Raw genomic sequence first — 25,030 nt, 5'->3', positions numbered from 1 at the left:
TAATCTCCCGCCATTATTTTTACCGGTATTTCGAATAACCGTTTCCTTTAGAATAATGAATTTGATTTCGGGGTTTAAAATTAGTGAAAAATATGATATCAGAAATATAAACATTATTTAATCTGTTATTAAAACTGAGATAACATCAGATCAATACTTTTGCCGCTAAAAATTCATGAGATTTTATCCACTGCTTGTAATCGTCCTTCTGATAGGATTTGCAGTAATGTCTTTTAATCCTGTTTATAAAGGAAAAGAAAGTGAAAATACATTTGTCAATAAAGGGTTGTCCAACTTCAAAACTAAGCTTGAACAGCTGAAATCAGATGTTGATAAGTTCTCAGAAGACCAAATTTCCCTTGAAGAATTACAGAAATCACTGAGCAGTACCAGAAATGCATTCAAAGAAATAGAATTTTATGTGGCGTATCATTATCCTGAATTCACCAAAACCCATCTGAATGCAGCCCCATTGTTTCATATTGAAGCCGCTGGAACATCTGCTTATACACTTCCTCCTGAAGGATTGCAGGTGCTGGATGAATTAATATTTTCAGATGAAGCAGGAAATGAAAAAGAAAAGATCAAAACTATTACTACTTTTTTATACAACAGCTATTCCGGGTTTTATTTAAGTGCTTTGAAAAATGGTTTGAGCAAAGGAAATAATAAGACATTACCTTTGCGTATTGAGCTGATCAGAATCTATTCTCTTGGAGTGACAGGTTTTGATACTCCAGGTTCTTTGAATGTTTCCGAAGAAGCCAGCCATGCTTTTTCAGGGATGCAGAAATATATTAATGATGATCCTTATTTTAAAAATTATAATACGCAGAAAGCCAATCAGACTTTAACAGACGCAATTAATTACCTTTCAAAAAATACTGATTTTGAAACTTTTGACAGAATTGAGTTTTACAAAAAATACATACAGCCTTTATACGAAGAGTTGGGAAAATGGGATGGAAGGCCTGATGATCTTAAAGAATTCTCTGGTTGGAATGTCGGAAATAAGAACTTTTTCAGCAGTGATTTTTTAGATCCGTATTTTTATACCTTATTGAAATCCTCAGAAGATAATTCTGAACTCCGTAATCTTGGAAAATCAATTTTCTATGACCGGAACTTAAGCGGTAACGCAAAGATGAGCTGTGCCACCTGTCATCTTCAGGAAAATGCTTTTACAGACCTTAAGGCAAAATCACAAAGCAATGTAGAAGGAAAAACAGTACTGAGAAATTCTCCATCTTTATATAATGCTGTTTTTGCCAAGAGATTTTTCTATGACCTTCGTGCTTTTTATCTTGAACAGCAGGCAGAACACGTCATTTATAATGAACAAGAATTCAATACAAGCTATGAAAGTATTGTTCAGAAATTAAAAACAAAACCTGAATATAAAAAGGCTTTCCGTGCAGCTTTTAAGGATGGAAAGATCACCAAAGAAAATTTTTCAAAAGCATTAAGTTCTTATGTGGCTTCATTGTATTCCTTTGACAGCGATTTCGATCGTTTTATGAGGAATGAAAAAAATGTTTCTGAAGATGTGAAAAAAGGATTCAACCTGTTTATGGGAAAAGCCAATTGTGCAACCTGTCACTTTACACCCACATTTTCCGGATTGGTACCGCCGTTTTTTAATGAAAATGAATCTGAAGTCCTTGGAATAACTACCAGACCGATCAAACAGCTTCCTGTAGAGCTTGATCAGGATCTTGGAAGAGGAAACAGTCCTGTAAAAAAGGAAAAATCATGGATTTATGATTATTCTTTTAAAACAGTAACCGTTAGAAATATTGCTCTTACCAAACCGTATTTCCATAACGGAGCTTTTAATACATTAGAAGAAGTTCTTGACTTTTATAATGAAGGAGGCGGAGAAGGATTAGGATTAAAAATGAAAAACCAAACCCTTGCACCGGATAAATTAAATCTTACCGAAACAGAAATAAAACAGATTATAGCCTTTCTGAATTCCCTTACAGATGTGAATAAAGCGAAATAGGCGGGGTGCGGGATTCGAGATTCGGGGTTTTGAAATGCGGTTCGGGGTACGAGGTTCGGGTTATAATGTGTTATAATTGAAGATACGCAAGAAAACACATCAGCTGCTCAACTTATTTCATCCCTGAATTTCTGTATTTGCACCCACATCCCGAAATCTCGCATCTCGAATCCCGCACCTCGTAATCCGCATCATTTAACAAAAAATTAATCCCATTAACATTAGGTTTTTGATAAGTTAATATTTGCTGATTTATATTTAAAATCCTATTAACAGAGGAAAAGCTCTAAAAAAATAGTTTTGCAGTGTCTAATAAATCAAATAAAAAATGAAGAAAAAACTACTAACAGTGGGAGCTTTGGCTATACTGGCCAGTTCTGGTATTCAGGCGCAAACTCTGATATTCAATAAGAATGCATCTTGGAGCTACAAAGATAACAATCAGGCTCAGCCTGCCGGATGGAATGCCCAGACTTATGACATTTCAACATGGGCGGTAGGAAACGGTCCGTTAGGATATGGAGATCCTGTAACCACAACCATCAACTCAGGGCTTACTACAGCTTATTTTGCTAAAGATTTTACAGTAGATCTTTCTACGCTTTCCGATAATATGGAATTGGGAATAATGAGAGATGACGGTATTATAGTATACCTTAACGGAGAGGAAGTAGTAAGAGACAACATGCCTGCTGGTGCTGTTACATTCAATACTTTTTCATCTACAACTATAGATGGAGCGGCAGAAAGTGTTTATAACCTTTTCACGATTCCAAAATCAAAATTTGTAAACGGTGTCAACAGACTTTCTATAGAATTGCACAACAGAAGCACAACCAGTTCAGATTTAAGAATTGATGCTTACCTGAAAACTACACCTAACACAACCATTCCTGTTGCTTGTAGCGGAACACACATCAGCTGCTTTACTTCAATTGTTCCTACAGCACAGACTGATAAGTTAATCATTCCTGCTGAACACAAATACCAGCTTATTTTAAAAGAAGGAGACAGTTATACAGAAGGAGGAGGATTAGTGGGAGGCCAGAATGACTTTACAGCTTATGTTCCAAAAACAGGAAGCAGTACGAACGGATATCTTTCTGTAAACCATGAAACGAATCCAGGAGGAGTTACCATGGCAGAAATTAATTATAATGCGACTTCAAAGCTTTGGCAACTGACAAAATCAAGAGCGGTAAGTTTCTCAGATCCAAGTCTGGTACAAACCATCAGAAACTGTTCAGGAGGAATTACACCTTGGGGAACCGTGGTAACCGCTGAAGAGTCTGTGACTTCCAATGACGTGAACAATGACGGATACAAAGATTACGGTTGGCTGGTAGAAATTGATCCTGCAACAGCTCAGGTGATTTCTAAAAATACAGACGGATCTAAAGGAAAACTTTGGCAGATGGGAATCATGAACCACGAAAATGTAGTGGTGAATAATGCAGGAACAACTGCTTATTATGGGGAAGACGGCGGAACGCACATGGTGTATAAATATGTAATGGATACTCCGAATAACCTTTCTTCAGGAAATCTGTATGTTTTAAAATTAGATCAGGGATTATCAACTGCGGGAGATCCGGTAGGAACTACAGCAACATGGGTTCAGGTTCCTAATAAAACCAAAGCAGACCAGAATAATACGGCATCACTTGCACAGTCATTGGGCGGAACAAAATTTAATGGAGTAGAAGATGTTGACATCAGCCCATTGGACGGAAAAATCTATTTTACAGCAAAAGGATTAGACAGAGTATACCGTCTACAGGATAACGGAACTACAGCTTCTCAGGTAGAAACATTCGTAGGAGGAGGTTCTTCTGTATATTCTTTCAATACAGCTCAGGGAATGAAATCTGAAGCTTGGGGAGACGGAAATGATAACCTTACTTTTGATGAACTTGGAAACCTTTGGGTACTTCAGGATGGAGGTAAAAACTACATCTGGGTAATTGCTCCGGATCATACACAGGCTAACCCTAAAGTGAAATTATTTGCTTCTATGCCGGCAGGTTCAGAGCCTACAGGACTTACATTTACGCCTGATCATAAATTTGGTTTCTTCTCTATTCAGCACCCGGACTCAACAATCTCTACAGATGTGGATGCTACAGGAAATACAATCAATTATAAAGGAAAATCAGCAACCATCGTAATTGCTCTTAAAAATAACTTAGGAACTGAAGGAACTTTAGGGACTATCGACAGCAAAACTGCAGAAAATACAGTAACGGTAGCGCCAAACCCTACTTCAGGAATCGTAAAAATCAATTCAGTAAAAGGATTGAAAGATATTTCAGTGACCGCTTACAGCATGGACGGAAAAATCGTATTTACGAAGAAGTTCAACGGGACAAACAAAGTATTGGACCTGGATTTCACACAACAGTTGGAAGGATCTCGTGTTTTAGTTTTAAATATTGAAGCTGAAGGAGGTTTCCAGAAAACAGTTAAACTTGTAAAGAAATAAATTATTTATAATTCTTGTCTGTCAGTGGCTTCTGTCGCTGGCAGACCTTTTTATGTTTATGAAAAAGCTTTTCTTACTTATTTCCATACTATCACTTTCGCAGATCAAAGCACAGATTGATCCTGTGAAATATCCTACTTTTACTAATATTGAAGATGCTTTAAGCAGTAAAAAAGCAGTGTACAGTATGAGTTTCAGAGAAAAAAGATTGTTCAATCTTCCTCCTCAGATCGTGAAGCTTGATTCCTTATTCTTTCTGAATATCATGGCCAATAAGCTTGAGAAAATGGATCAGGAACTCTTTGAGTTGAAAGAACTGGAGATTTTAAATGTGAACGAAAACAGCATTAAATACATCCCGGATGAGGTAAGCAAGCTGAAGAAACTGACTACTTTTTCAATGAATCTGAATAGTCTGACAAGCATTAATCCCAATATTGCAAAGCTCCAGAACTTAAAAGTGGTGCATTTTGATGCCAACAACCTGAATACATTCCCCGAAGCACTTATGGAAATTGCAGCGTTGGAAGAAATCAACCTTCAGGGAAATCAGATCAGCTTTATTGCAGACAGACTGGATCAGATCAAAAATCTTAAATTTCTGAATCTTTCTGATAATCAGATTAATGATCTTGGTAATTTGTCTTTTCCTAAAAACTTAAAATATCTTGAACTGCAGCAGAATGCCATCAACAAGCTTCCGGAAAACCTTTTCAAAGCTCAGCATCTTGAATTTCTGAATGTAAGTGGAAATAATATCTCGGAAATTTCACCTAAAGTAAAAGGGTTGAAAAGTGTAGTCAGTATGAATCTGGCTAACAATAATCTGAAATATATTCCTTTGGAAATCAAGCAGTTGAAAAATCTGAAAACTTTGATTCTTACAGGAAATCCTATAGAAAAATCTACAATTGAAAATTTAAAAACCCTACTGCCGGATACGCAGATCTACTTCTAGATCTATCCGCCAACACGTTTGGTTTTATATCCCATTTCTTTAAGGATATTCATTATTTTATCACGGTTATCTCCTTGAATGATAATCGTTCCATCCTTCTCAGAACCGCCTATACCTAAGGTGGTTTTTATTTTCTTTGAGATTTTTTTCAGGTCTTCCTCACTGCCTTCCCAGCCTTCAACAATAGTTACAGGCTTACCATTTCTCCCTTTTTTCTCAAACTTGCATACCAAAGGTTCTTTCTGCTTGAATTGCTCTTCAGGCATCTCAAAATCCTGTTCTTCATGATCAGGAAAAAGATTCTTCAATTGATCTCGTAAATCCATACCGCAAAATTAAAAAGATTTACGGATTAATGAACCGAAATAATCAATGAAATTTCAATTTTTCAACCCTGTCAAGGTTTTACACCTTGACAGGGTTTGATTATCTGCGATATCACCCTGATGATCAGTAATCAATAAAATTCAAGACTTCAAATTCTTATATTCATAGGAAATTAGGTAAATTTGTCTAACAAAAGTTTTACAAAATGTCAAAAAAAGCAATACTGGCAATTCTTGACGGATGGGGATTGGGAACAAACCCGGACGTTTCTGCAATAGATAAAGCAAATACACCATTCATAGACAGCTGTTACAAAAAATTCCCACATACTACACTTGAAGCAAGTGGACTGGCTGTAGGTCTTCCTGCCGGACAGATGGGTAACTCTGAAGTTGGGCACATGAACCTCGGAGCAGGGAGAGTGGTTTACCAGAACCTGGTGAAACTGAATATGGCGGTTGAAAACGGAACACTGGGTCAGGAAAAAGTGATTCAGGATGCTTTCGAATACGCAAAAAAAGAAAATAAAAAAGTACACTTCATAGGGTTGGTTTCCAACGGAGGAGTACACTCACATATCAATCACTTAAAAGGATTATTGACGGCTGCAAAAGAATTCGGTTTAAATGAGAACGTATTTGTTCACGCGTTTACCGATGGTAGAGACTGTGATCCTCATTCCGGATTCGGGTTTATTGACGAACTTCAGAAGCATATGGATGCTACTACCGGAAAGCTGGCAACAGTGGTAGGAAGATACTATGCGATGGACAGAGACAAAAGATGGGAACGTGTAAAGTTAGCTTATGATGCTCTTGTAGAAGGAGTAGGCGAACCAACAACGGATGCTTTGGCAGCAATCAAGACTTCCTATGATAATAACGTTACAGACGAATTCCTGAAACCCATCATTTTAATGAATACTACTGCAACAGGAAATGTGGTGCCGGTAGCAAAAATTATTGATAATGATGTAGTGATCTGCTTCAACTTCCGTACAGACAGAGGAAGAGAAATTACAGAAGTTCTTTCTCAGAAGGATTTTCCGGAATATTCTATGAAGAAACTGAACCTTTATTATATTACGCTAACGAATTATGATAAAACATTCCAGAATGTACAGGTTGTTTTTGACGAAAACGTTTTGACGGAAACAATGGGTGAAATTCTTGAAAAAAATGGACGATCTCAGATCAGAATCGCAGAAACAGAGAAATATCCACACGTTACTTTCTTCTTTTCAGGAGGAAGAGAAGAAGAATTTGAAGGAGAAAGAAGACTGCTTTGCCCAAGCCCGAAAGATGTTCCTACTTATGATTTGAAGCCTGAAATGTCAGCCTATGATATTACCAATGCAATCGTACCGGAACTGGAACAGGGAAATGCTGACTTTGTTTGTCTGAACTTCGCCAATACAGATATGGTAGGACATACAGGAGTTTTTGAAGCCGCTGTAAAAGCTGCCGAAGTAGTAGACCAGTGTATCGAAAAAGTAGCAACCGCTGCTTATGAAAACGGATATGCTGTTTTTATTCTTGCCGATCACGGAAATTCAGATGTGATGATGAATCCGGATGGAACTCCTAATACACAGCACTCAACCAATCTTGTGCCTTTCATTGTAATGGATAAAGACCATACCTGGAATCTGAAACCAGGAAAACTGGGGGATGTAGCGCCTACAATTCTTAAAGTAATGGGCGTTGAAATACCGGCTGCAATGACCGGAGATGTTTTAGTTGATTAAAATTCAATAATATTGTCAAAAGAATGCCGTTATACCTTGTATGGCGGCATTCTTTTATGATTTATGTCAGATAAAGTATGAGTTGCATACTTTATTATGCGCCAAATAATAAATAAATCATATCTTTGTAAATTAAAACTGAATAGTAAAATGTATCAAAAGCTTGTAAGGAAAGAAGTAATGGGATTATTGGAAAAGGAAGTAGGTTCTTTTCTTGATAAATTTTTAACGCCAATTGAAAAAATATGGCAGCCTTCCGATTATTTACCAGATCCTTCAAGCGAAGAATTTAAACACGACTTAGAGGAAATCCAGACTTTTGCCCGCGAAATGCCTTACGATCTTTTTGTAACATTGATTGGGGACTGTATCACAGAAGAAGCTCTTCCTTCCTATGAGTCTTGGTTAATGGGAGTTGACGGCATCAATCAGGAAGAAAAATTAGGCTGGGCCAATTGGGTAAGAGCATGGACTGCTGAAGAAAACAGACACGGAGATTTATTAAACAAATATCTTTATCTGTGTGGAAGAGTAAACATGAGAGAGGTTGAAATTACCACTCAATACCTGATTAATGATGGTTTCGATTTGGGAACAAGTATGGACCCGTACAGAAACTTTATCTATACTAGTTTCCAGGAGACCGCTACCAATATCTCTCACAGAAGAGTAGGTACATTGGCTAAACAATCCGGAAACGGAAAATTGGCAAAAATGTGTGGTGTAATTGCTGCAGACGAAGCAAGACACGCTAAAGCATACAAGCATTTCGTAGCGAAAATCCTTGAAGTAGACCCTTCAGAAATGATTCTTGCATTCGAAGATATGATGCGTAAAAAAATCGTAATGCCTGCTCACCTTATGAGACAGTCCGGACAAAAAGCCGGAGAACTTTGGGGGCATTTCTCAGATGCTGCACAAAGATGTATGGTATACACAGGTCAGGATTATATCAATATTATGAAAGACCTTTTAGATGAATGGAAAATTGAGCATGTGAAAGGACTTACAGAAAAAGCAGAAAAAGCTCAGGAATACCTGATGAAGCTTCCTGCAAGGCTTCAGAAGATCACAGACAGAGTTTCTACTCCGGATCTTCAGTTCCAGTTTAACTGGGTAAAAAGCTAATGAAATTTACATTATTATTTAAAATATAAAAGTATTGAGTGCCTTTCTTTTGGGCACTCTTTTTATTTCTTATCTTTGCAAAGCTAAAAAAACAACAAAATGTTAAATAATAAAAAGATTGCTGTTGACTTTGACGGGACTATAGTTGATGATGCTTACCCGGCAATCGGAAAACCAAAAACTTTTGCATTCGAAACATTGAAAAGACTTCAGGCTGAAGGATTCAGACTTATACTTTGGACTTACAGACACGGAAAAACATTAGATGAAGCCGTAGAATTCTGTCAAAAAAACGGAATAGAATTTTACGCCGTGAATTCAAGTTTTGAAGGAGAAGTTTTTGATCATGAAACACAATCCAGAAAATTAGATGCAGATTGGTTTATTGACGACAGAAATTTAGGAGGATTCCCGGGATGGGGTGAGATCTACAATATTATTCAGGAAAGAATAGAATTCCGTGTAGAAGGGAAAGAAGTTCTTGCCTATTCAAAACTAAAAAAAGAAAAGAAAAAAGGACTTTTCTGGTAGGATAAAAATGAGAAGCCGGATATTAGAAATTAGTTTTATAATACCAAATCAAAGCTTCTATTTTTGATCAGAGAAAGTCTGTAGATTGTTATAATATAGAAATACACATCATGCTGTAATCTAGCTTTTAACATCTGATATCTAACATCTATACAACAATGATTCAATTAAAAACGATAGACGAATTACGTCTGATGAAGGAGAGTGCCCGACTGGTTTCTAAAACATTGGGAATGTTGGCAAAAGAAATTAAACCAGGCATTACGACCTTATATTTAGATAAACTGGCTCATGATTTTATTAAAGATCATGGTGCTGAGCCTGCATTTTTAGGTTACGGCGGATTCCCGAATTCTCTTTGTATCTCTCCGAATGAGCAGGTAGTTCATGGTTTTCCAAACAAGGATGTAGTAAAAGAAGGAGATGTTCTTTCCGTAGACTGTGGAGTTATTCTTAACGGTTTCGTAGGAGATCATGCCTACACTTTTGAAATCGGGGAAGTGAAGCCTGAGGTTAAAAAATTACTGCAGGTTACCAAAGAATCTCTTTACAAAGGAATTGAGCAGGTTGTCAGAGGAAAAAGAATAGGAGATATCTCCCATGCAATCCAGACACATTGTGAAAAAGAAGGATATGGAGTGGTAAGAGAGCTTGTAGGACACGGTTTAGGAAGAAAAATGCATGAAGATCCACAGGTTCCTAACTATGGAAGACAGGGAAGCGGAAAAGTAATCAAAGACGGTTTGGCGATTGCTATTGAGCCGATGGTTAATATGGGTACTGAAAAAGTAAAGTTTCATAATGACGGCTGGACGGTAACGACTCTTGATAATATGCCATCTGCCCACTTTGAACATGATGTAGCGGTAATCAATGGTAAGCCGGTATTGCTTTCAACATTTGACTATGTCTATGAAGCTCTGGGGATTGTAAGTGACGAAGAAAAGCAGTTCCAACTGGATTTTTAATGAAAAAGGTAACGAAACTTTTACTGAATAAAATTCCACGCCCTATGCTTATTAAAATGAGTATTTGGGCAAGACCGCTTATTTATCAGTTTTTCAAAGGAGATCAGTTTTATGATCCTATTGATGGAAGATCTTACCGAAAATTTCTTCCGTATGGATATGGCAAACAAAGGGAAAATGCTCTTTCTCCCGGAACTTTAAGTCTGGAAAGACACCGTCAGATGTGGCTGTATCTTCAGAATGAAACTGATTTTTTTATTAAGAATTATAAAGTTCTGCATATTGCTCCCGAACAGGAATTTTTAAGAAAATTCAAAAGAATGAGTAACCTGAACTATATTTCGGCAGACTTATATTCTCCGATTGTTGATGTGAAGGCTGATATTCTGGATTTACCGTTCGAAAATGACAGTTTTGATATCATTTTCTGTAACCACGTCCTGGAACATATTGAAGATGATGCAAAAGCTATGAGCGAGCTGTACAGAGTAATGAAGCCCGGCGGATGGGGAATTCTTCAGGTTCCGATGAAAAATTCATTGGAGAAAACCTACGAAGATTTCACGATTAAAGACCCAAAAGAACGTCAGAAACATTTCGGACAATATGATCACGTTCGTTGGTACGGAATGGATTATTTCGACCGTTTAAGAAAAGCAGGCTTCGAAGTAGAGTCCAACTTCTATTCACAGACATTCTCTGAAGAAGAAATTAAAAAATATGGGTTAAGACACAATGAAATCTTGCCTGTAGTTTATAAAAAATAAAAAAACCGTTTTCAGTTATTGAAGACGGTTTTTTTATTGCTCTATTACTCTTTTGTAAAAGGATATGATTTATAATTTTCCAAAACTAAAATATACTGTCCTTTTTGCAAACTACTTGTATCAATTGATATTTTAGTGTCATTTGTTGTGGTTTCAAATACCAGTTTCCCTGATAGATCATAGATCTTAAGCGGAAGTTTTCTCTCAATATTTTCAAGATGTAAAACCTCTTTTACAGGGTTTGGATACGCTTTAAAAGTTTTTGTCGCTGTTTCGGTTTCTTTAGTACTTAACTGTGCACTGTTGTTATAATATATCTTGTTTCCTGAAGGATCCATGATCATAAGTGTTTTAACATTACCGTTGGTTGTGATCTCATAACTGTATATAGATCCGTAAGCACCTAAAACATACGCATCACAGTTTTTCTGATCGTAGGCACGAACAGGACCTGCATTTGTTCCATTATAAAACAAAAGAGTACAAGAGCTTGCTGTTTTGATGAGATTATTACCTCCCGGTATAACCCCGAAACTCATCATAGAGGTGTTATAATATCTGGAGTTAATGACATAGCTTGTTCCTCCCGCAGAATTAAAAGTAGTAGCAGGAACTCCATTGTCTATTGCAGGAGTGTTGGTTGTCTGGCCGCTGCTTGTTACCATCTTGGAAATATACCAGTTGTTGGCAAGAAGTTCAGAAGTTTGCTGGGCAGTCAGTAAACTACCAGCTAAAAGGAATAGTAATTTCTTCATAAGTTAAAAGTTTTCAGTAAAGATATAAAAAGAATTCATTCCTATCGGTCAGTTGATCAGGATAATAAAGATCAAAATTCAGAACAAAAAACCGCCTTCATTACGAAGACGGTTTCATTTTTAATATAGATAGAAGTTTATGCCTCTTAGTGTGATGAAGACACGGCTTTCAGGCCTACTACAGAACCAATAAGCGTTACAATAAAGAAAACTCTCCAGAAGCTTACAGGGTCCTTAAAGAAGATAATTCCCATTAAAGCCGTTCCTACTGCTCCAATTCCCGTCCATACCGCATAAGCAGTACCAATAGGTAAGGTTTGAGTCGCTTTAATTAATAAAACCATACTGATGGTCATGGTTATCAGGAAACCCGCATACCACAGGTACATCTCAGTTCCTGATGTTTCTTTTGCCTTTCCCAGACATGATGCGAAGGCAACTTCAAATAATCCCGCGATAACTAATATTAACCAATTCATTTTTTTAAATTTTTCTACGGCAAAGTTCAGAATTTGACAGGAGAAAAAATTTTACAATTGTTAAAAAATGAAAAGAAGATGGAAGAATGAAGATGGAAGTAAAAGGGTTGTCATATCAATAGGAGCGGACTTTAGTCCGCTTATAATATAAAAAAAATATTCCGTTGGCTTTAGCCAAAACATAAATTAAGAATCACAGAATTTTTAAATCATTTAATCCTTCAATTTTTTAATCTACTTGATTTCGGCCCGTATCCTACTCAAACTTACTTGTGTAATTCCAAGATACGACGCAATATACCCCAGCTGAACTCTTTTTAGCAGTTCAGGTTGATAAGCCATAATATCTTTATAACGTTCCAAAGATGTTTTGAACTGTCTGGAAATAATCAGTTCCTCGGATTTTATCATCTCGGCTTCTGCCAGTTTTCGGCCCCAGTTGGCAATATGAATATCTTCATTGAACAGTTTTCTGAGGCTTTCCGTTTCCATTCTGTAAAGATCGCAGTCTTCCAGCAATTCGATGCTTTCATAGCCGGGTTTGTCCTCCACATAGCTTTTCATAGAAAGGATGCATTGTCCTTCACTACCGAACCAGAAGGTAATATCATTATCGGCAGTTGAAGAATAGGCACGGGCAATCCCTTTACGGATAAAATAAAGATAAGGAATCACTTTATCAGCTTCCATCAGGCAAAATCCTTTAGGATGTGAAATCTCGGTGATATGCTCTTTCAAACTGTTTTTTGATGCTTCAGGAAGAAGGTAAACCTTGTCAAGAATCTGGTCTATATTCATAAAGATGAATTCTAATATTCAAAAATATCAGTTTTAGACAATGCAATACAAAATTATCTTATAATTTTTATCAAAAATCTTGTAGTGAGTGTGATCAGAATTAAAGTTATTTATCATCAAAATTACAATGGAAAGAGCAAAAATTCCCCTCCTTCGGAGGGGTGGCAAAAATTCAAAGAATTTTTGCTGGGGTGGTTAGCCAAGCAATCATCCCTCTGTACATTTCTTTTCCTCATGCTATATTTCAAAGTATAACTCTCTTTTTTCCTTTAAAAATTAAGATTAACCGTAAAGACCAATTTTGTTTTAGTAACTTTGCAGTTCGTAATATTATTTTTATGCACAAAGCTGGATTTGTAAATATAGTTGGAAAGCCCAATGCGGGAAAATCGACCTTGCTTAACCAATTAATGGGAGAGAAGTTGGCGATTGTAACGCAAAAAGCTCAGACAACCCGCCACAGAATTTTTGGTATTTATAATGAAGATGACCTTCAGATTGTATTTTCCGATACTCCCGGAGTATTGGATCCAAAATACGGATTACAGGAAAAAATGATGGATTTTGTAAAGGATTCTTTGCAGGATGCCGATGTTTTCCTGTTTATTGTAGACGTTACCGATAAAGCGGAACCATCAGAATTTTTAATTGATAAACTGAATAAAATTCCTGTACCTGTACTTCTTTTATTAAATAAAGTAGATCAGACCGATCAGGCCGGACTTGAAAAATTAGTAGAAGACTGGCACAACAGAATTCCAAAAGCTGAAATTCTTCCTATTTCTGCTTTAAATGCCTTTAATACAGAAGTCATTTTACCTAAAATAAAATCTCTGCTTCCTGAAAATCCTCCTTACTACGATAAAGACCAATATACGGATAAACCCGAAAGATTCTTTGTAAATGAAGCAATACGTGAGAAAATCCTTTTAAATTATGATAAGGAAATTCCATACTCAGTAGAGGTAGTGACTGAGCAGTTCAAAGAAAAAGAAGGAATTATCTTCATAGACTCAATTATTTATGTAGAAAGAGATACCCAGAAAGGAATTATTATTGGGCACAAAGGAGAAGCTATCAAGAAAGTAGGAACTGAAGCGAGATTAGACCTGGAAAAGTTTTTCACCAAAAAAATTCATTTAAACTTATTTGTAAAAGTGAAAAAAGACTGGAGAAAGAACGACAGAGATCTTAAAAATTTCGGTTACAGATAAACTAAAATAGCCGGAATCCCGTTGTATTAAAAGATTTTTATTACCTTAGTATAAATTTTTTAGTAAATGAACTATAATAATTCAAATTGGAGCTCAATACCTAAAGATGTTATTTTATTAGCAGTGAGAGTGTTTGTTGGTTTTGCAATGCTGTCTCATGGCTTTCCAAAACTTCAGATGCTATTGGAGGGCGGTAAAATCGAGTTTTTCGATTTTATGGGACTTGGCCCTCAGATCTCTCTGATTCTTACGGTTTTTGCTGAATTTGTTTGTTCAATACTACTTATATTAGGGCTTTTTACAAGAGTTTCTTTAGGTTTTCTGATCTTTACCATGATTATCGCTGCTTTTGCAGTACATGGAGCAGATCCTTTTGAAAAAAGAGAAATGGCACTTGTCTATCTTTCCGTTTATCTTTTACTCATGGTAATCGGAGCTGGTAAAGTTTCAGTAGATCATATGATTGAAAGACGAAAAAGAGCATCAGACTGGTAATCTTATAAGAATATAAAATATGAAAGGCACTTCAACATGAAGTGCCTTTCTTGTTTTTAAGATCTGCAATTTGGCAAGCAATCCCAGATAGGAGCACCGCTTGGAGTTTTACCTACTCTGCAAGCCATGTATCCCGGATCACATAATGGTGCACTTCCTCCTTTAATTGTTTTCAGATTGCTCTTTGATAATTTTCTTAAATTTTTCATATTATTTTAATTTGTAAGATAAAAGTAATAAAAAAACAAATATGACACTGAAAAGAGTCTTATTTTTTAATGTTAGAAATATGTTAAAATTCACTACATTCGTAGAAAATGAATTTATATGAAGATAAAACTGACTATTTGCCTATTGGCATTTCTCAATTTTTATGATGCACAGGAAAATATTACTTATCAGAAGCCTTCTGCTGAAATTTTAAAACTTGCAGATTATCAAAGACCTCCAAGTGTTCTGATGAACAGCAAAAAAGACTGGGTAGTTTTTACTTATCGTCCAACATATAAAACACTGGAAGATCTTAGTCAGAGTGAAATGAAGCTTGGCGGACTTAGGATCAATCCGGTTACTAATATTTCGAGCAGCATGACCTACTCAAATAACCTGAAGATCAGAAAGATCAATGATAAAAATGAGATTCAGGTAAAAAACCTGCCTTCCAATCCAAAAATTGCATACGTTTCGTTTTCTCCGGATGAGAAGAAACTTGCTTTTACCAATACAACAAATAAAGGAGTAGAGTTGTGGATCGTAGATATGGAAACTGCTTCTGCAAAAAAAATTACCACTGATAATCTGAATGCCAACTTGGGAATGCCTTATGTTTGGTATAATGATTCTCAAAGCTTCCTGATCAGAACACTTCCACAAAACAGACCTGCTCTTATAGATGCAGCCAAAGATCTTCCGACAGGCCCGATTGTTTCAACAGCAGATGGTAAAGTCTCTCAAAACAGGACGTATCAGGATCTTTTGAAAAATCCTCAGGACGAGAAAAACTTCGAAACGCTTACTGCTTCTGAAATCTATAATGTAGATCTTACAGGAAATCTTAAGAAACTGAAAGATCAGGATATGTATGCCGGCTTGAGTTTTTCTCCGGACGGAAATTATCTTATGGCTACGACGATTAAAAAGCCGTTTTCCTATATCGTTCCGCTCAACAGATTTCCATCTACAACAGTTATATATGATATGAAAGGAAATGCTGTAAAAACAGTAAACGAAGTTCCTTTGAATGAAATCATGCCGAAAGGATTCTCATCGGTAAGAACCGGAAAAAGAGATATGGGATGGAGAAGTGATGCTCCTGCTACGCTTACTTATGCTGAAGCTCTGGATGGAGGAGATCAGTCTAAAACAGCGGATTACAGAGACGAAATATTTACCTGGGAAGCCCCATTTACAGCAGCTCCAAAATCTTTCTTCAAAACAAAGCAGAGATATGATGACGTAGTCTGGACCAATGATCATTATGCTATTGTTTCTGAAGGTTGGTATGACACAAGAAATACAAAATCTTACCTGATAGATACTAATAACGGAGAATCTAAAGTTTTCGATGACAGAAATTATCAGGATGTTTACAGTGACCCGGGGCATTTTAACACAACGAAAAACCAGTACGGAAGATATGTAATCGATATGAAAGGAGGAAAAGCCTATCTGATCGGAGACGGATTTACCAAAGACGGACAGCATCCTTTTATTGATGAAATGGATGTGAAATCACTGAAAAAGAAAAGACTTTATACCTCTACTATAAAAAACGGTAAAGAAGAGATCATTGATATTCTTAATGCTTCAAAGGGTGAAATTCTTACGACTCAACAGTCACCAAGTCTTTATCCTAATTATTTCAAAAAGAATATTAAATCTAATAAAGCAGAAGCTGTAACTAACTTTGCCAATCCTTTTGAAAGTATCAAAGATGTTTACAAAGAAGTGATTACTTACAAGAGAAATGATGGTGTTACTTTAACCGGAACTCTTTATCTTCCTGCTAATTACGACAGAAAAACGAAAAAAGAGAAGCTTCCGTTGCTAATCTGGGCTTATCCTACTGAATATAAAGATAAAAATACAGCAGGACAGAATACCCAAAACCCGAACGATTTTACATTCCCGTATTACGGATCATTTGTATACTGGACAACGAAAGGATATGCAGTTCTGGATGACGCAGCTTTCCCGATTATTGGTGAAGGAAAAACAGAGCCTAATGATACTTTCATTCCTCAGTTGGTAGCAAATGCAGCAGCAGCAATTGATGCAGTAGATCACCTGGGATATATTGACAGAAAGAAAGTGGCTGTAGGAGGACATTCTTACGGTGCTTTTATGACAGCTAACCTTCTGACGCATTCTGATCTTTTTGCATGTGGAATTGCAAGAAGCGGAGCTTATAACAGAACGTTGACACCATTCGGGTTCCAGAGCGAGCAGAGAAATTACTGGGATATCCCGGAGATTTACAACAAGATGTCTCCGTTCATGAACGCAGATAAAATGAAGACACCACTTCTTCTGATTCATGGTGATGCAGATAACAACCCGGGAACTTTCACTCTACAGACAGAAAGATACTTCCAGGCATTAAAAAATCTGGGTGCTCCGGTAAAAATGGTTCTTCTTCCAAAAGAAGCTCATGGATATCAGGCTAAAGAAAACATCTTACACCTTTTATGGGAACAGGATCAGTTCCTTGAAAAGTGTTTGAAGAAATAAATTACAAAAGAGACTGTTTATCACAAACAGTCTCTTTTTTTGTTTAAAAATATAATAAGGAAGTTAAAAGAATTAACGAAAACTTTATAGATATTATCACTTAAAGCGAAGCTCATCTTAATGATCTTATTAGCTTAATAAATCTTAATGGTTTAAAATTTATCGGGTTTTAAAGATGCTTCAGAATTTCATCAACATTCTTAAGCTCCATAAAATTTTGATGCTCCAGGTTTATATCATGCTGTTCATGGCTCCATGTGACATGGTAAGGAATATGAGCGGCAAAACCTCCGATTTCTAATACCGGAAGGATGTCTGATTTTATAGAATTCCCAAGCATCAGGAAGTTTTCTGGTTTGCAGTCCAGATGTTTCAGAAGCTTTTTGTAATCATTTTCTTTTTTATCACTCATGATCTCAATATGATGAAAATAGTCCTGTAATCCTGAATTTTTCAGTTTCCGCTCCTGGTCCAGAAGATCTCCTTTTGTAGCAACAACCAGTCGGTATTTTCCCTTTAAACTTTCAAGTGTTTCTGTAACACCATCCAATAATTCAATTGGTTTCTGAAGAAGGTTCTGACCTAAGTGAATGGCCTTGTTTACCAGTTCCAACGGAGCGGTGTTATTGGAAACCCTGCCAATAGTTTCAATCATGCAAAGCATAAATCCCTTTACTCCGTAACCGTAAAGATGGAGATTCTGCATTTCTGTTTTAAATAATTCCTGTGATACCGAATGTTGCGGAAGATAATCCTCAAGCAGTATACAGAATTCTTTTTCTGCCTCCTGAAAATAAGGTTCATTGATCCAAAGTGTATCATCTGCATCAAAGGCAATCGTAGTAATATGATTATTCATTTTTGTTTTGTAATTTTCTGTTCTCAAAATTCAGTATAAAAACTCAATAAGCAAAGGACATTTGTCCCGGATCCATATGTTACGAACAAATCAGGCATTTTTAAGTTATTTTGAAGAACTTTATCATAAACAGGAGGGTAGAGAAGAAGTCGTTTTAAAGTCTTTTTCCAGGGATGAAAATATTTTGGTTCAGGATCAGCCGCTGTCAAAGGTTATGCTGATCAAAGAAGGTATTGCCAAATGTTATTTCACCGAAGAAAACGGAAAAGAGTATATTGTCGAATTTCTGGGAAACGGCGAAATCCTTGGAGAAGTAGAATTGATTAAAAATATCAGCTGTTTATGCGGGGTAAAAGCAATATCTGAGGTAATCGTTTATGAAACCTCTATTTCTTCTTTTAAATCTTTAATCAAGAATGACCTGGCCCTAAATCATCTATTGCTGGATTCATTTGCAGAACGAATTATCAATACTTCCAGCAGAGCTTCCTATCAACAGCTTTATACAGTAGAGCATACGGTAACACAATTACTGAACATGCAATCTGAACAGGGAATTCAGATTGCAAAAGAAGATATGGCGGCCTATCTGGGAATCACACTCAGAAGTCTCAATAGAATCTTAAAAGATCTGAAATGATTTTATCAGAAAATTATATAAATAAATTATTTATTTGTAATTTTTACGGGGTATGTGTGTTTTAAATATTAAAATCAAATAATTAATTATTAGTTTTTATGGGGTGTTTTTAAAATTTATTACTTTTGTGTAAAATTAAGTCGAATATTCATCAATGGAAAAATTAAAGTTCAGAAATGCTGAATTGGCAGATTTAAATAAAATCGTAGCTATATATAATTCAACAATTGCCTCAAGAATGGTGACTGCAGATATGGAAGAGGTCTCTGTAGAAAGCAAGCTAAAATGGTTTGAAGAACACAATCCTCAGACAAGACCGCTTTGGGTAGTTGAAGATGAGCAAAACGAAATGATCGGATGGGTAAGCTTCAGTTCATTCCATGAAAGAGCGGCATACAACGGAACGGTGGAAGTCAGCATTTATCTGGATGAAACCTGCAGAGGAAAAGGATATGGTAAAACAATTCTTCAGTATTGTATTGATAACGCCGGAAAATTTGGGGTGAAAAACCTGGTAGCTCTTATTTTCCTCCATAATGAGCCAAGTTTGAAACTGTTTAGGTATTTCGGATTTGAAGACTGGGGAAGTCTGCCTAATGTAGCAATTTTGGATGGTGTTGAAAGAAGCCTGAAGATCTTAGGAAAGAGAATAGATTAAGCTGAGTAGAAAATTGTGCCTATTTGTGAATTTAATTTGTGCAATTTGTGTTTAGAAAATATACATAATCATGTAGATCTGAGAAAGGACATAAATCGATGTTCTGCTGTAAATTAACAAATATAAAAAAGGCTGCCTCAATTATTGAAACAGCCTTTTTTTATGAATTCTGCTTAATTTTTTTCGCAGACATATTCAGAAATCGTTTCACCAGGAAAACAGCAGAAACTGTCAATCCTAATCCGAGTGCAATCCACATTCCGAATGCGCCCATTTCCAAAGTAACACAGAAGAAATATCCCAATGGGATGGTAATCACCCAATAGGCGATGAAGGTATAGATAGACGGAATTTTTACATCCTGTAACCCTCTCAGCATTCCTAAAGCCGTTACCTGTATTCCATCAGAAAGCTGGAACAGTGCAGCAATAATCATTAGTTTTGAAGCAAGCATAATCACTTCCACTTCTTCTTTTTTCGTGAAGAAGGTGGGAAGTATATTTCTTCCTAGAATAAATACCAATCCACAGATGCACATAAAAATAAAAGCAATCTTCAGGTTGTTGATTCCTACCTTTCTAAGTTCTACAAAGTTCTGTTCACCAACTTTTCTACCAATCATTACCGTAGAAGCAACACTAAACCCGACACATAAGTTAAAGGTGAAAGAAGCCATACTTAATGCGATCTGGTGAGAAGCAATATCATGAGCAGAAATCAATCCACAGATAAATGCTGCTCCGGCAAAAGCGGTTACTTCAAAGAACATCTGTAAAGCTGTAGGTAATCCCAACTTCACCATTTTATCGAACATTTGCTTTGAGAAATCCTTAATTTTTAAAGAGAAATCTTTGATGTAACGTCTTGTTTTTTCTTCTTTCACCAAAACAAAATAAAGAAAAACAACCATGAAGATTCTGGAAATCAGGGTTGCCAGAGCAGATCCCTGTACTCCCATTGCAGGAATTCCCCAAAGTCCTTTGATAAAAACATAGTTTAAGGCAATATTGATGATATTTGCAATAATGGTTGCCTTTGTAACTCCAATGGTATAAGATAAACCTTCAGAAACTTCGCGAAGGGTTTGAAATGCCATAAATGGAATCATACTGATTACCATTATACTTAAGAACCCTACTGTATCAGGAATAATCTTGGCCGGCTGCCCGGAGTGATAGAGTAGTGGCATCCCCAAAAGTAAAATTACCATCAGAATCACCCCAACAGACATGTTGATGATAAACCCATGGCTGAAAACAGAATTAATCGTCGCATGATCCTCTCTTGAATGTGCTTCAGAAACTAATGGCGGAATGGCAAATGAAAAGCCCAGCGCTAGAACAAATATGGAGAAAAACACGGCATTCCCCAATGAAACGGATGCTAACGCATCAGCACCCAAAAGTTTTCCGACAATAATATTATCGAATAAGTTTACCGAAACCTGCCCCACCTGGGTAAGCATCACAGGCAGAGCCAAAGTCAGGCATTCTTTTGTATAGTTTTTGTTTAAAAATTTCATAATATTTTAAGATTCATATAGTTTATAATTCAAATAGGGCAAAAAAAAATTGCAGTGGTAACACTGCAATTTTTTATAATATCGTAAATAATAGCTTTATTATTTCCTTACAAAACTTGCAACGTCACCTTCGGAAACAGTGTTTCCACCAAGAATAATCAATCTTTCTACAACATTCCTTAGCTCCCTGATATTTCCAGTCCATGAAAGCGCTTTTAAAGCATCAACAGCTTTATCGTCAAACTTTTTCACAGCAGTACCATGCTCATCAGCAATCATACCTGAAAAATGTTCAACCAGCAATTTGATGTCTTCTTTTCTGTCGTCCAATGGCGGAACATAGATTTCAATAACAGAAAGTCTGTGGTAAAGGTCTTCTCTGAATTTCCCTTCTTCAATTTCTTTCTGCATATTCTTATTGGTTGCCGCAATTACTCTTACGTCAACTTTTATTTCTTTATCACTTCCTACAGGAGAAACTTTGCTTTCCTGAAGAGCTCTCAATACCTTAGCCTGAGCAATAAGACTCATATCACCAATCTCATCAAGGAAGATGGTACCACCGTTAGCCTGTTCAAATTTTCCCTGCTTATCTTTAATAGCTCCTGTAAAAGATCCTTTTACGTGTCCGAAAAGTTCAGATTCAATAAGTTCAGACGGAATTGCAGCACAGTTTACCTCTATCATAGGGCCTCTTGCACGTTCACTTTGGTTGTGAATGGCATGGGCTACCAATTCTTTTCCGGCACCGTTAGGTCCTGTAATCAGAACTCTGGCATCAGAAACGGCTACTTTTTCGATCATATCCTGAATCTTTTGAAGAGCAGGAGAATCACCGATCATCTGGTATTTTTTATTTACTTTTCTCTTTAAGGTTTTGTTTTCAGTCTGAAGATTTTTGTTTTCTTTCTTCAGGGTTTCCTTCACCAAAGCGTTTTTCACACTTGTAATCAATCTGTTGATGTCAATTGGCTTGGAGATAAAATCGTATGCGCCCTCTTTCAAACAGGAAACAGCAGAGTCAATATCTGCGTGGCCTGAGATCATGATAAAAGTAGTTTCTGGTTTTAATGCGAGACTTTGCTTCAACAGTTCAGTTCCTGAAAGCTTAGGCATTTTAATGTCAGAAATCACCAGTGCGAAATCTTCTTTCTCTACCTGCTTGTAACCTTCAAGGCCGTCTTCAGCGATAACAAATTCATAATCGGTTAGTTCATCCGAAAGAATACTGTGAAGTACTCCCGAGATTGCTTTTTCGTCTTCTACTATAAGGATTTTTTGCATAGTTGCAAATTTAAATTTTTTGTTTCAATTATTAGCAAAAACTGTACCTAAATATTCTATTTTGAATAGTCTCTTCTTCCGAAAATTGCCGATCCAACTCTCACAGAGTTAGCACCGCACTCAATAGCTATCGGGAAATCATCACTCATTCCCATGGATAATGTATTTAACGTTTTTGATTGATTTAATTCATCGAAAAGTTCCTTCAGGATTGAAAATTCATTTCTGACCTGCTGTTCATCATCTGTGAATGTTGCCATTCCCATTAAACCCGTGATTTCAACATTAGGGAAATGACCTTCAACATACTGCTGAAACAGATCTTTCGCTTCAGCAATTTCCAGCCCGAATTTACTTTCTTCAGCCGCAATTTTTACCTGCAGGAGAACCTTAATGATCCTGTTGCTCTTTCCAGATTCTTTGTTGATTTCTGATAATAATTTTTCAGAATCTACACTTTGTATCGTATCTATAAAAGGAGCAATGTATTTTACTTTATTGGTCTGTAAGTGGCCAATAAGATGCCATTGGATATCCTGAGGAAGGAGAGGGGATTTCTCCATCAGTTCCTGAACCTTGTTTTCTCCAAAAACTTTCTGTCCCAGATCATATACTTCCTGTACTGCAGAAGCGGGATGGGTTTTCGAAACAGCAACCAGCTGAACATTGGATGGCAGCTGGTCTTTTATGGATTTATAATTTTCTTTAATACTCATAGATGCAAATTTCCGAAAATTCCCTGACAGTTGCCAGCGAAGAATACATTTTACATGGTCCTTTTTATGGAAAAATTAATTCAAAACTTCATTGATCTTAGGATATTGAGAAATCTTTCTGAAAACAAACTTGTTGCTTTTCTGCAGTTTTTCAATAAACAGATCCAGCTCATTGATAGAATCTGTATCCCTTAGATATTGATCATGAGTAAGGAAAACCAGATGTCTTGATGTTTTCTCAAGATCGTTAAAGAAAATACTGTCAACTTTCTTGACCATCGCTTCATGGCTTCCTTTTAAAGTCATTTTTTGGGAAGGTCTCCATTCAAGATCCCAGCCAATTACTTTGTAACCTGCTTTTTTAAGACCATCAGCGGCTGCAGTAGAGCTTTTGATATCCGTTACATTTATATTGTTAAGTCTCCAGATATTCCTTCCCGGAGTTCTTGCTATTTTATCAGAAAGCTTTAAGCTGTCTTTGGCGATATCAAAATCATGTACTACAGACTCAGCATTTTTATAAAAATCTGTGTATTTGTTATGGGCATGGCTAAAACTATGGTTGGCTAATTCTACAAGAGGATTTTGCTTCAGAAGGAGTAAATCGTCTTTTTGTTTTTTGCTTCCATAGGCATGTTTTCCTACCAGAAAGGCAGTTGCACAAACATTTCTTTTATCCAGGATTTTTAAAAGATTTTCGGTTCCCTGATTAGGACCATCATCAAAAGTTAGGTAGATCACTCTTTTATCAGGATCTACGCTTTCATCGTCCATTTTAGGGACTATTTCTGCGGAAGGATGTTCCTGTGAACTGACGACGGGGTCATTATTCACTTCATTTTTAAAATTACAGCTATACAGTAAAGCCGAAGTTGCACTCATCAATGCAAACATCCCGAGAAAAGTCTTATTTGTTGACTTTCCCGCAAAAATTTTTCTCATAAAGATAATGGAATTTAATTTGTTAAAAATCGTTAAAAATAACAGTTGAAAGTTAACAAATTACATGCCATGCTGTGCATGTTTTTTTCTTTTTAAGTTTATTTTAATAACTTTATTTTAAGGGATATTTCCTTTGTTTGATGAATTGTGAAGTTATGATTTGGTTTTCTTTAGATTTTAACATTTACAAATGCGAAACCAATAGCTTTTCTCTATTTTTATTAAGGTTTCAGTATTCTTCATGTGATGGGGAATTATTTAATTTTAACAAAATCAGAGTCATACATTGGTTTTATTCCAAGATGCTTTTTAAATACAGAGAATTTGTAATAGCTGATGTACCCCAGGTATTATTAAAGAATATAAAAGCGGTTTGCTGAGAGTTTCTGATTTTCCCTGCAAGTTCATCCAAAAAGGGTTTACTGTATTCAGATTTGTAAAGAACAGGTTTTCCGTGAAGTCTGTAATAGAGGATCTCCGGATGATTAATAATAAAATCTTCAGGAAGATCACCGGGAAAACTTACCCCTGAGAAGATGATATTATGTTGTTTTAAAAAATCGAATATCTCTTTTTGCCACCATGAGATGTGTCGGAATTCAATTACGTTCAGAAATGTCGGATCAATATTTTTGATGATCCGTTCTGTATTTTCTGCTGTATTTTTAAAAGAAGGAGGAAGCTGATAGAGAAATCCTGCAAGCTTATCTTTCAGATTACTTTGAATGTGATCGCAAAAGAGTGCAATTTCTTCTTTTGAATTTTCAAGACGATTGATATGGGTAATGGTTTTTGGAATTTTAATGAAAAATTTAAAATCATCCGGTGTTTCGTCATACCACTTCAACAAGGTCTTAGAAGTCGGCTTTCTATAAAAAGTAGAATTAATTTCTACCGAGTTGAATGTTTTTGAGTATAAAGAAAGAAAATCTTTACTTTGGGCATTTTCAGGATATAAAGACCCTTTCCAGTCGTTATTGTAAAATCCTGAGCATCCTATGTAAAGATTTTCTTTTATCATAATG

24 protein-coding genes are annotated in these 25,030 nt (G+C 36.2%); 13 read left to right on the top strand and 11 right to left on the bottom strand.

Annotated features, from left to right (window positions below):
* Window positions 1-175: 175 nt before the first annotated feature.
* The 3 genes from ACLMCG_RS03535 to ACLMCG_RS03525 all read left to right on the top strand — a co-directional run bounded on the left by ACLMCG_RS03535 (window position 176) and on the right by ACLMCG_RS03525 (window position 5,445).
* Complete coding sequence (locus ACLMCG_RS03535; protein WP_413958816.1) at window positions 176-2,005, top strand: cytochrome-c peroxidase; 1,830 nt, start codon at window positions 176-178, stop codon at window positions 2,003-2,005.
* Window positions 2,006-2,333: 328 nt separating this feature from the next.
* On the top strand, window positions 2,334-4,487 hold the full coding sequence (locus tag ACLMCG_RS03530; protein ID WP_413958815.1) for an alkaline phosphatase PhoX: 2,154 nt from the start codon (window positions 2,334-2,336) through the stop codon (window positions 4,485-4,487).
* A gap of 58 nt (window positions 4,488-4,545) precedes the next feature.
* Window positions 4,546-5,445 carry a leucine-rich repeat domain-containing protein gene (locus ACLMCG_RS03525; RefSeq protein ID WP_413958814.1) on the top strand — a complete coding sequence of 300 codons (900 nt, stop codon included), beginning with the start codon at window positions 4,546-4,548 and terminating at the stop codon, window positions 5,443-5,445.
* A gap of 2 nt (window positions 5,446-5,447) precedes the next feature.
* Here the strand turns inward: ACLMCG_RS03525 and ACLMCG_RS03520 are convergent, their stop codons facing one another.
* Window positions 5,448-5,771: a translation initiation factor gene (locus tag ACLMCG_RS03520; RefSeq protein WP_034696743.1), complete on the bottom strand. Its 324-nt coding sequence runs from the start codon at window positions 5,769-5,771 to the stop codon at window positions 5,448-5,450.
* A 206-nt stretch (window positions 5,772-5,977) separates the two neighbouring features.
* On the opposite strand from ACLMCG_RS03520, the gene gpmI reads away from it, so the two are divergent.
* The 5 genes from gpmI to ACLMCG_RS03495 all read left to right on the top strand — a co-directional run bounded on the left by gpmI (window position 5,978) and on the right by ACLMCG_RS03495 (window position 10,913).
* Window positions 5,978-7,519 (top strand): 2,3-bisphosphoglycerate-independent phosphoglycerate mutase, encoded by a 1,542-nt coding sequence (gpmI, locus tag ACLMCG_RS03515; protein WP_223598899.1) that lies wholly within the window; start codon window positions 5,978-5,980, stop codon window positions 7,517-7,519.
* Between the two features lie 150 nt (window positions 7,520-7,669).
* The gene (locus ACLMCG_RS03510) at window positions 7,670-8,647 is read left to right on the top strand and encodes an acyl-ACP desaturase (protein WP_223598898.1); all 978 of its coding nucleotides are present in this window, start codon (window positions 7,670-7,672) and stop codon (window positions 8,645-8,647) included.
* A gap of 99 nt (window positions 8,648-8,746) precedes the next feature.
* Entirely contained in the window at window positions 8,747-9,178 is a 432-nt protein-coding gene (locus tag ACLMCG_RS03505) for a BT0820 family HAD-type phosphatase (RefSeq protein WP_223598897.1), read from the top strand.
* 158 nt (window positions 9,179-9,336) lie between these two features.
* Entirely contained in the window at window positions 9,337-10,146 is an 810-nt protein-coding gene (map, locus tag ACLMCG_RS03500; protein ID WP_114821895.1) for a type I methionyl aminopeptidase, read from the top strand.
* Window positions 10,146-10,913, top strand: coding sequence for a class I SAM-dependent methyltransferase (locus ACLMCG_RS03495; RefSeq protein WP_413958813.1), 768 nt, complete (start codon window positions 10,146-10,148; stop codon window positions 10,911-10,913). Before map ends, ACLMCG_RS03495 begins: the two co-directional genes overlap by 1 nt.
* A 44-nt stretch (window positions 10,914-10,957) precedes the next feature.
* Here the strand turns inward: ACLMCG_RS03495 and ACLMCG_RS03490 are convergent, their stop codons facing one another.
* The 3 genes from ACLMCG_RS03490 to ACLMCG_RS03480 all read right to left on the bottom strand — a co-directional run bounded on the left by ACLMCG_RS03490 (window position 10,958) and on the right by ACLMCG_RS03480 (window position 12,945).
* On the bottom strand, window positions 10,958-11,668 hold the full coding sequence (locus ACLMCG_RS03490) for a T9SS type A sorting domain-containing protein (RefSeq protein WP_413958812.1): 711 nt from the start codon (window positions 11,666-11,668) through the stop codon (window positions 10,958-10,960).
* 146 nt (window positions 11,669-11,814) lie between these two features.
* On the bottom strand, window positions 11,815-12,147 hold the full coding sequence (locus ACLMCG_RS03485; protein WP_047422714.1) for a DMT family transporter: 333 nt from the start codon (window positions 12,145-12,147) through the stop codon (window positions 11,815-11,817).
* Between the two features lie 234 nt (window positions 12,148-12,381).
* The gene (locus tag ACLMCG_RS03480; RefSeq protein WP_413958811.1) at window positions 12,382-12,945 is read right to left on the bottom strand and encodes a Crp/Fnr family transcriptional regulator; all 564 of its coding nucleotides are present in this window, start codon (window positions 12,943-12,945) and stop codon (window positions 12,382-12,384) included.
* A 338-nt stretch (window positions 12,946-13,283) separates the two neighbouring features.
* On the opposite strand from ACLMCG_RS03480, the gene era reads away from it, so the two are divergent.
* Both era and ACLMCG_RS03470 read left to right on the top strand, forming a co-directional pair.
* The gene (gene era, locus ACLMCG_RS03475) at window positions 13,284-14,159 is read left to right on the top strand and encodes a GTPase Era (protein WP_047384549.1); all 876 of its coding nucleotides are present in this window, start codon (window positions 13,284-13,286) and stop codon (window positions 14,157-14,159) included.
* Between the two features lie 66 nt (window positions 14,160-14,225).
* A complete protein-coding gene (locus tag ACLMCG_RS03470; protein ID WP_223598892.1) occupies window positions 14,226-14,654 on the top strand; it encodes a DoxX family protein in 429 nt (142 codons plus the stop codon).
* A 56-nt stretch (window positions 14,655-14,710) separates the two neighbouring features.
* On the opposite strand, the gene ACLMCG_RS03465 is transcribed toward ACLMCG_RS03470, so the two are convergent.
* Complete coding sequence (locus ACLMCG_RS03465) at window positions 14,711-14,863, bottom strand: bacteriocin-like protein (RefSeq protein ID WP_223598891.1); 153 nt, start codon at window positions 14,861-14,863, stop codon at window positions 14,711-14,713.
* 118 nt (window positions 14,864-14,981) lie between these two features.
* On the opposite strand from ACLMCG_RS03465, the gene ACLMCG_RS03460 reads away from it, so the two are divergent.
* The gene (locus ACLMCG_RS03460; protein ID WP_413958810.1) at window positions 14,982-17,384 is read left to right on the top strand and encodes a prolyl oligopeptidase family serine peptidase; all 2,403 of its coding nucleotides are present in this window, start codon (window positions 14,982-14,984) and stop codon (window positions 17,382-17,384) included.
* Between the two features lie 169 nt (window positions 17,385-17,553).
* On the opposite strand, the gene ACLMCG_RS03455 is transcribed toward ACLMCG_RS03460, so the two are convergent.
* Window positions 17,554-18,243 carry an HAD family hydrolase gene (locus tag ACLMCG_RS03455; RefSeq protein WP_413958809.1) on the bottom strand — a complete coding sequence of 230 codons (690 nt, stop codon included), beginning with the start codon at window positions 18,241-18,243 and terminating at the stop codon, window positions 17,554-17,556.
* A 76-nt stretch (window positions 18,244-18,319) separates the two neighbouring features.
* On the opposite strand from ACLMCG_RS03455, the gene ACLMCG_RS03450 reads away from it, so the two are divergent.
* Both ACLMCG_RS03450 and ACLMCG_RS03445 read left to right on the top strand, forming a co-directional pair.
* Window positions 18,320-18,883, top strand: coding sequence for a Crp/Fnr family transcriptional regulator (locus ACLMCG_RS03450; RefSeq protein WP_413958808.1), 564 nt, complete (start codon window positions 18,320-18,322; stop codon window positions 18,881-18,883).
* A 154-nt stretch (window positions 18,884-19,037) separates the two neighbouring features.
* A complete protein-coding gene (locus ACLMCG_RS03445; RefSeq protein WP_413958807.1) occupies window positions 19,038-19,541 on the top strand; it encodes an N-acetyltransferase family protein in 504 nt (167 codons plus the stop codon).
* A gap of 160 nt (window positions 19,542-19,701) precedes the next feature.
* On the opposite strand, the gene ACLMCG_RS03440 is transcribed toward ACLMCG_RS03445, so the two are convergent.
* The 5 genes from ACLMCG_RS03440 to ACLMCG_RS03420 form a co-directional block, all read right to left on the bottom strand.
* Window positions 19,702-21,063, bottom strand: a complete 1,362-nt coding sequence (locus ACLMCG_RS03440) for an MATE family efflux transporter (RefSeq protein ID WP_309435319.1) — start codon at window positions 21,061-21,063, stop codon at window positions 19,702-19,704.
* Window positions 21,064-21,162: 99 nt separating this feature from the next.
* Window positions 21,163-22,347, bottom strand: a complete 1,185-nt coding sequence (locus ACLMCG_RS03435) for a sigma-54-dependent transcriptional regulator (RefSeq protein ID WP_223598885.1) — start codon at window positions 22,345-22,347, stop codon at window positions 21,163-21,165.
* Between the two features lie 56 nt (window positions 22,348-22,403).
* Window positions 22,404-23,063, bottom strand: coding sequence for a YggS family pyridoxal phosphate-dependent enzyme (locus ACLMCG_RS03430; RefSeq protein ID WP_413958806.1), 660 nt, complete (start codon window positions 23,061-23,063; stop codon window positions 22,404-22,406).
* A 75-nt stretch (window positions 23,064-23,138) separates the two neighbouring features.
* Window positions 23,139-24,005, bottom strand: a complete 867-nt coding sequence (locus ACLMCG_RS03425; protein WP_223598883.1) for a polysaccharide deacetylase family protein — start codon at window positions 24,003-24,005, stop codon at window positions 23,139-23,141.
* 292 nt (window positions 24,006-24,297) lie between these two features.
* Entirely contained in the window at window positions 24,298-25,026 is a 729-nt protein-coding gene (locus ACLMCG_RS03420) for a DUF72 domain-containing protein (protein ID WP_413958805.1), read from the bottom strand.
* Window positions 25,027-25,030 lie beyond the last annotated feature (4 nt).

Origin of the sequence: Chryseobacterium sp. S90 (assembly GCF_047444895.1) — a bacterium.
In the GTDB taxonomy this organism is placed as follows: Bacteria; Bacteroidota; Bacteroidia; order Flavobacteriales; family Weeksellaceae; genus Chryseobacterium.
The sequence above is the reverse complement of the archived record's forward strand: the minus strand, read 5'-3'. Positions and strand labels throughout refer to the sequence as shown.

Bases quoted from the DNA above. Each gene is read 5' to 3' on its own strand.
- ACLMCG_RS03455 (WP_413958809.1), bottom strand. From the start codon at position 18,243: ATGAATAATCATATTACTACGATTGCCTTTGATGCAGATGATACACTT.
- ACLMCG_RS03510 (WP_223598898.1), top strand. From the start codon at position 7,670: ATGTATCAAAAGCTTGTAAGGAAAGAAGTAATGGGATTATTGGAAAAG.
- ACLMCG_RS03435 (WP_223598885.1), bottom strand. From the start codon at position 22,347: ATGCAAAAAATCCTTATAGTAGAAGACGAAAAAGCAATCTCGGGAGTA.
- ACLMCG_RS03505 (WP_223598897.1), top strand. From the start codon at position 8,747: ATGTTAAATAATAAAAAGATTGCTGTTGACTTTGACGGGACTATAGTT.
- ACLMCG_RS03490 (WP_413958812.1), bottom strand. From the start codon at position 11,668: ATGAAGAAATTACTATTCCTTTTAGCTGGTAGTTTACTGACTGCCCAG.
- ACLMCG_RS03535 (WP_413958816.1), top strand. From the start codon at position 176: ATGAGATTTTATCCACTGCTTGTAATCGTCCTTCTGATAGGATTTGCA.
- map (WP_114821895.1), top strand. From the start codon at position 9,337: ATGATTCAATTAAAAACGATAGACGAATTACGTCTGATGAAGGAGAGT.
- era (WP_047384549.1), top strand. From the start codon at position 13,284: ATGCACAAAGCTGGATTTGTAAATATAGTTGGAAAGCCCAATGCGGGA.
- ACLMCG_RS03430 (WP_413958806.1), bottom strand. From the start codon at position 23,063: ATGAGTATTAAAGAAAATTATAAATCCATAAAAGACCAGCTGCCATCC.
- ACLMCG_RS03465 (WP_223598891.1), bottom strand. From the start codon at position 14,863: ATGAAAAATTTAAGAAAATTATCAAAGAGCAATCTGAAAACAATTAAA.
- ACLMCG_RS03495 (WP_413958813.1), top strand. From the start codon at position 10,146: ATGAAAAAGGTAACGAAACTTTTACTGAATAAAATTCCACGCCCTATG.
- gpmI (WP_223598899.1), top strand. From the start codon at position 5,978: ATGTCAAAAAAAGCAATACTGGCAATTCTTGACGGATGGGGATTGGGA.
- ACLMCG_RS03530 (WP_413958815.1), top strand. From the start codon at position 2,334: ATGAAGAAAAAACTACTAACAGTGGGAGCTTTGGCTATACTGGCCAGT.
- ACLMCG_RS03420 (WP_413958805.1), bottom strand. From the start codon at position 25,026: ATGATAAAAGAAAATCTTTACATAGGATGCTCAGGATTTTACAATAAC.
- ACLMCG_RS03525 (WP_413958814.1), top strand. From the start codon at position 4,546: ATGAAAAAGCTTTTCTTACTTATTTCCATACTATCACTTTCGCAGATC.
- ACLMCG_RS03470 (WP_223598892.1), top strand. From the start codon at position 14,226: ATGAACTATAATAATTCAAATTGGAGCTCAATACCTAAAGATGTTATT.
- ACLMCG_RS03450 (WP_413958808.1), top strand. From the start codon at position 18,320: ATGTTACGAACAAATCAGGCATTTTTAAGTTATTTTGAAGAACTTTAT.
- ACLMCG_RS03440 (WP_309435319.1), bottom strand. From the start codon at position 21,063: ATGAAATTTTTAAACAAAAACTATACAAAAGAATGCCTGACTTTGGCT.
- ACLMCG_RS03520 (WP_034696743.1), bottom strand. From the start codon at position 5,771: ATGGATTTACGAGATCAATTGAAGAATCTTTTTCCTGATCATGAAGAA.
- ACLMCG_RS03480 (WP_413958811.1), bottom strand. From the start codon at position 12,945: ATGAATATAGACCAGATTCTTGACAAGGTTTACCTTCTTCCTGAAGCA.
- ACLMCG_RS03460 (WP_413958810.1), top strand. From the start codon at position 14,982: ATGAAGATAAAACTGACTATTTGCCTATTGGCATTTCTCAATTTTTAT.
- ACLMCG_RS03485 (WP_047422714.1), bottom strand. From the start codon at position 12,147: ATGAATTGGTTAATATTAGTTATCGCGGGATTATTTGAAGTTGCCTTC.
- ACLMCG_RS03425 (WP_223598883.1), bottom strand. From the start codon at position 24,005: ATGAGAAAAATTTTTGCGGGAAAGTCAACAAATAAGACTTTTCTCGGG.
- ACLMCG_RS03445 (WP_413958807.1), top strand. From the start codon at position 19,038: ATGGAAAAATTAAAGTTCAGAAATGCTGAATTGGCAGATTTAAATAAA.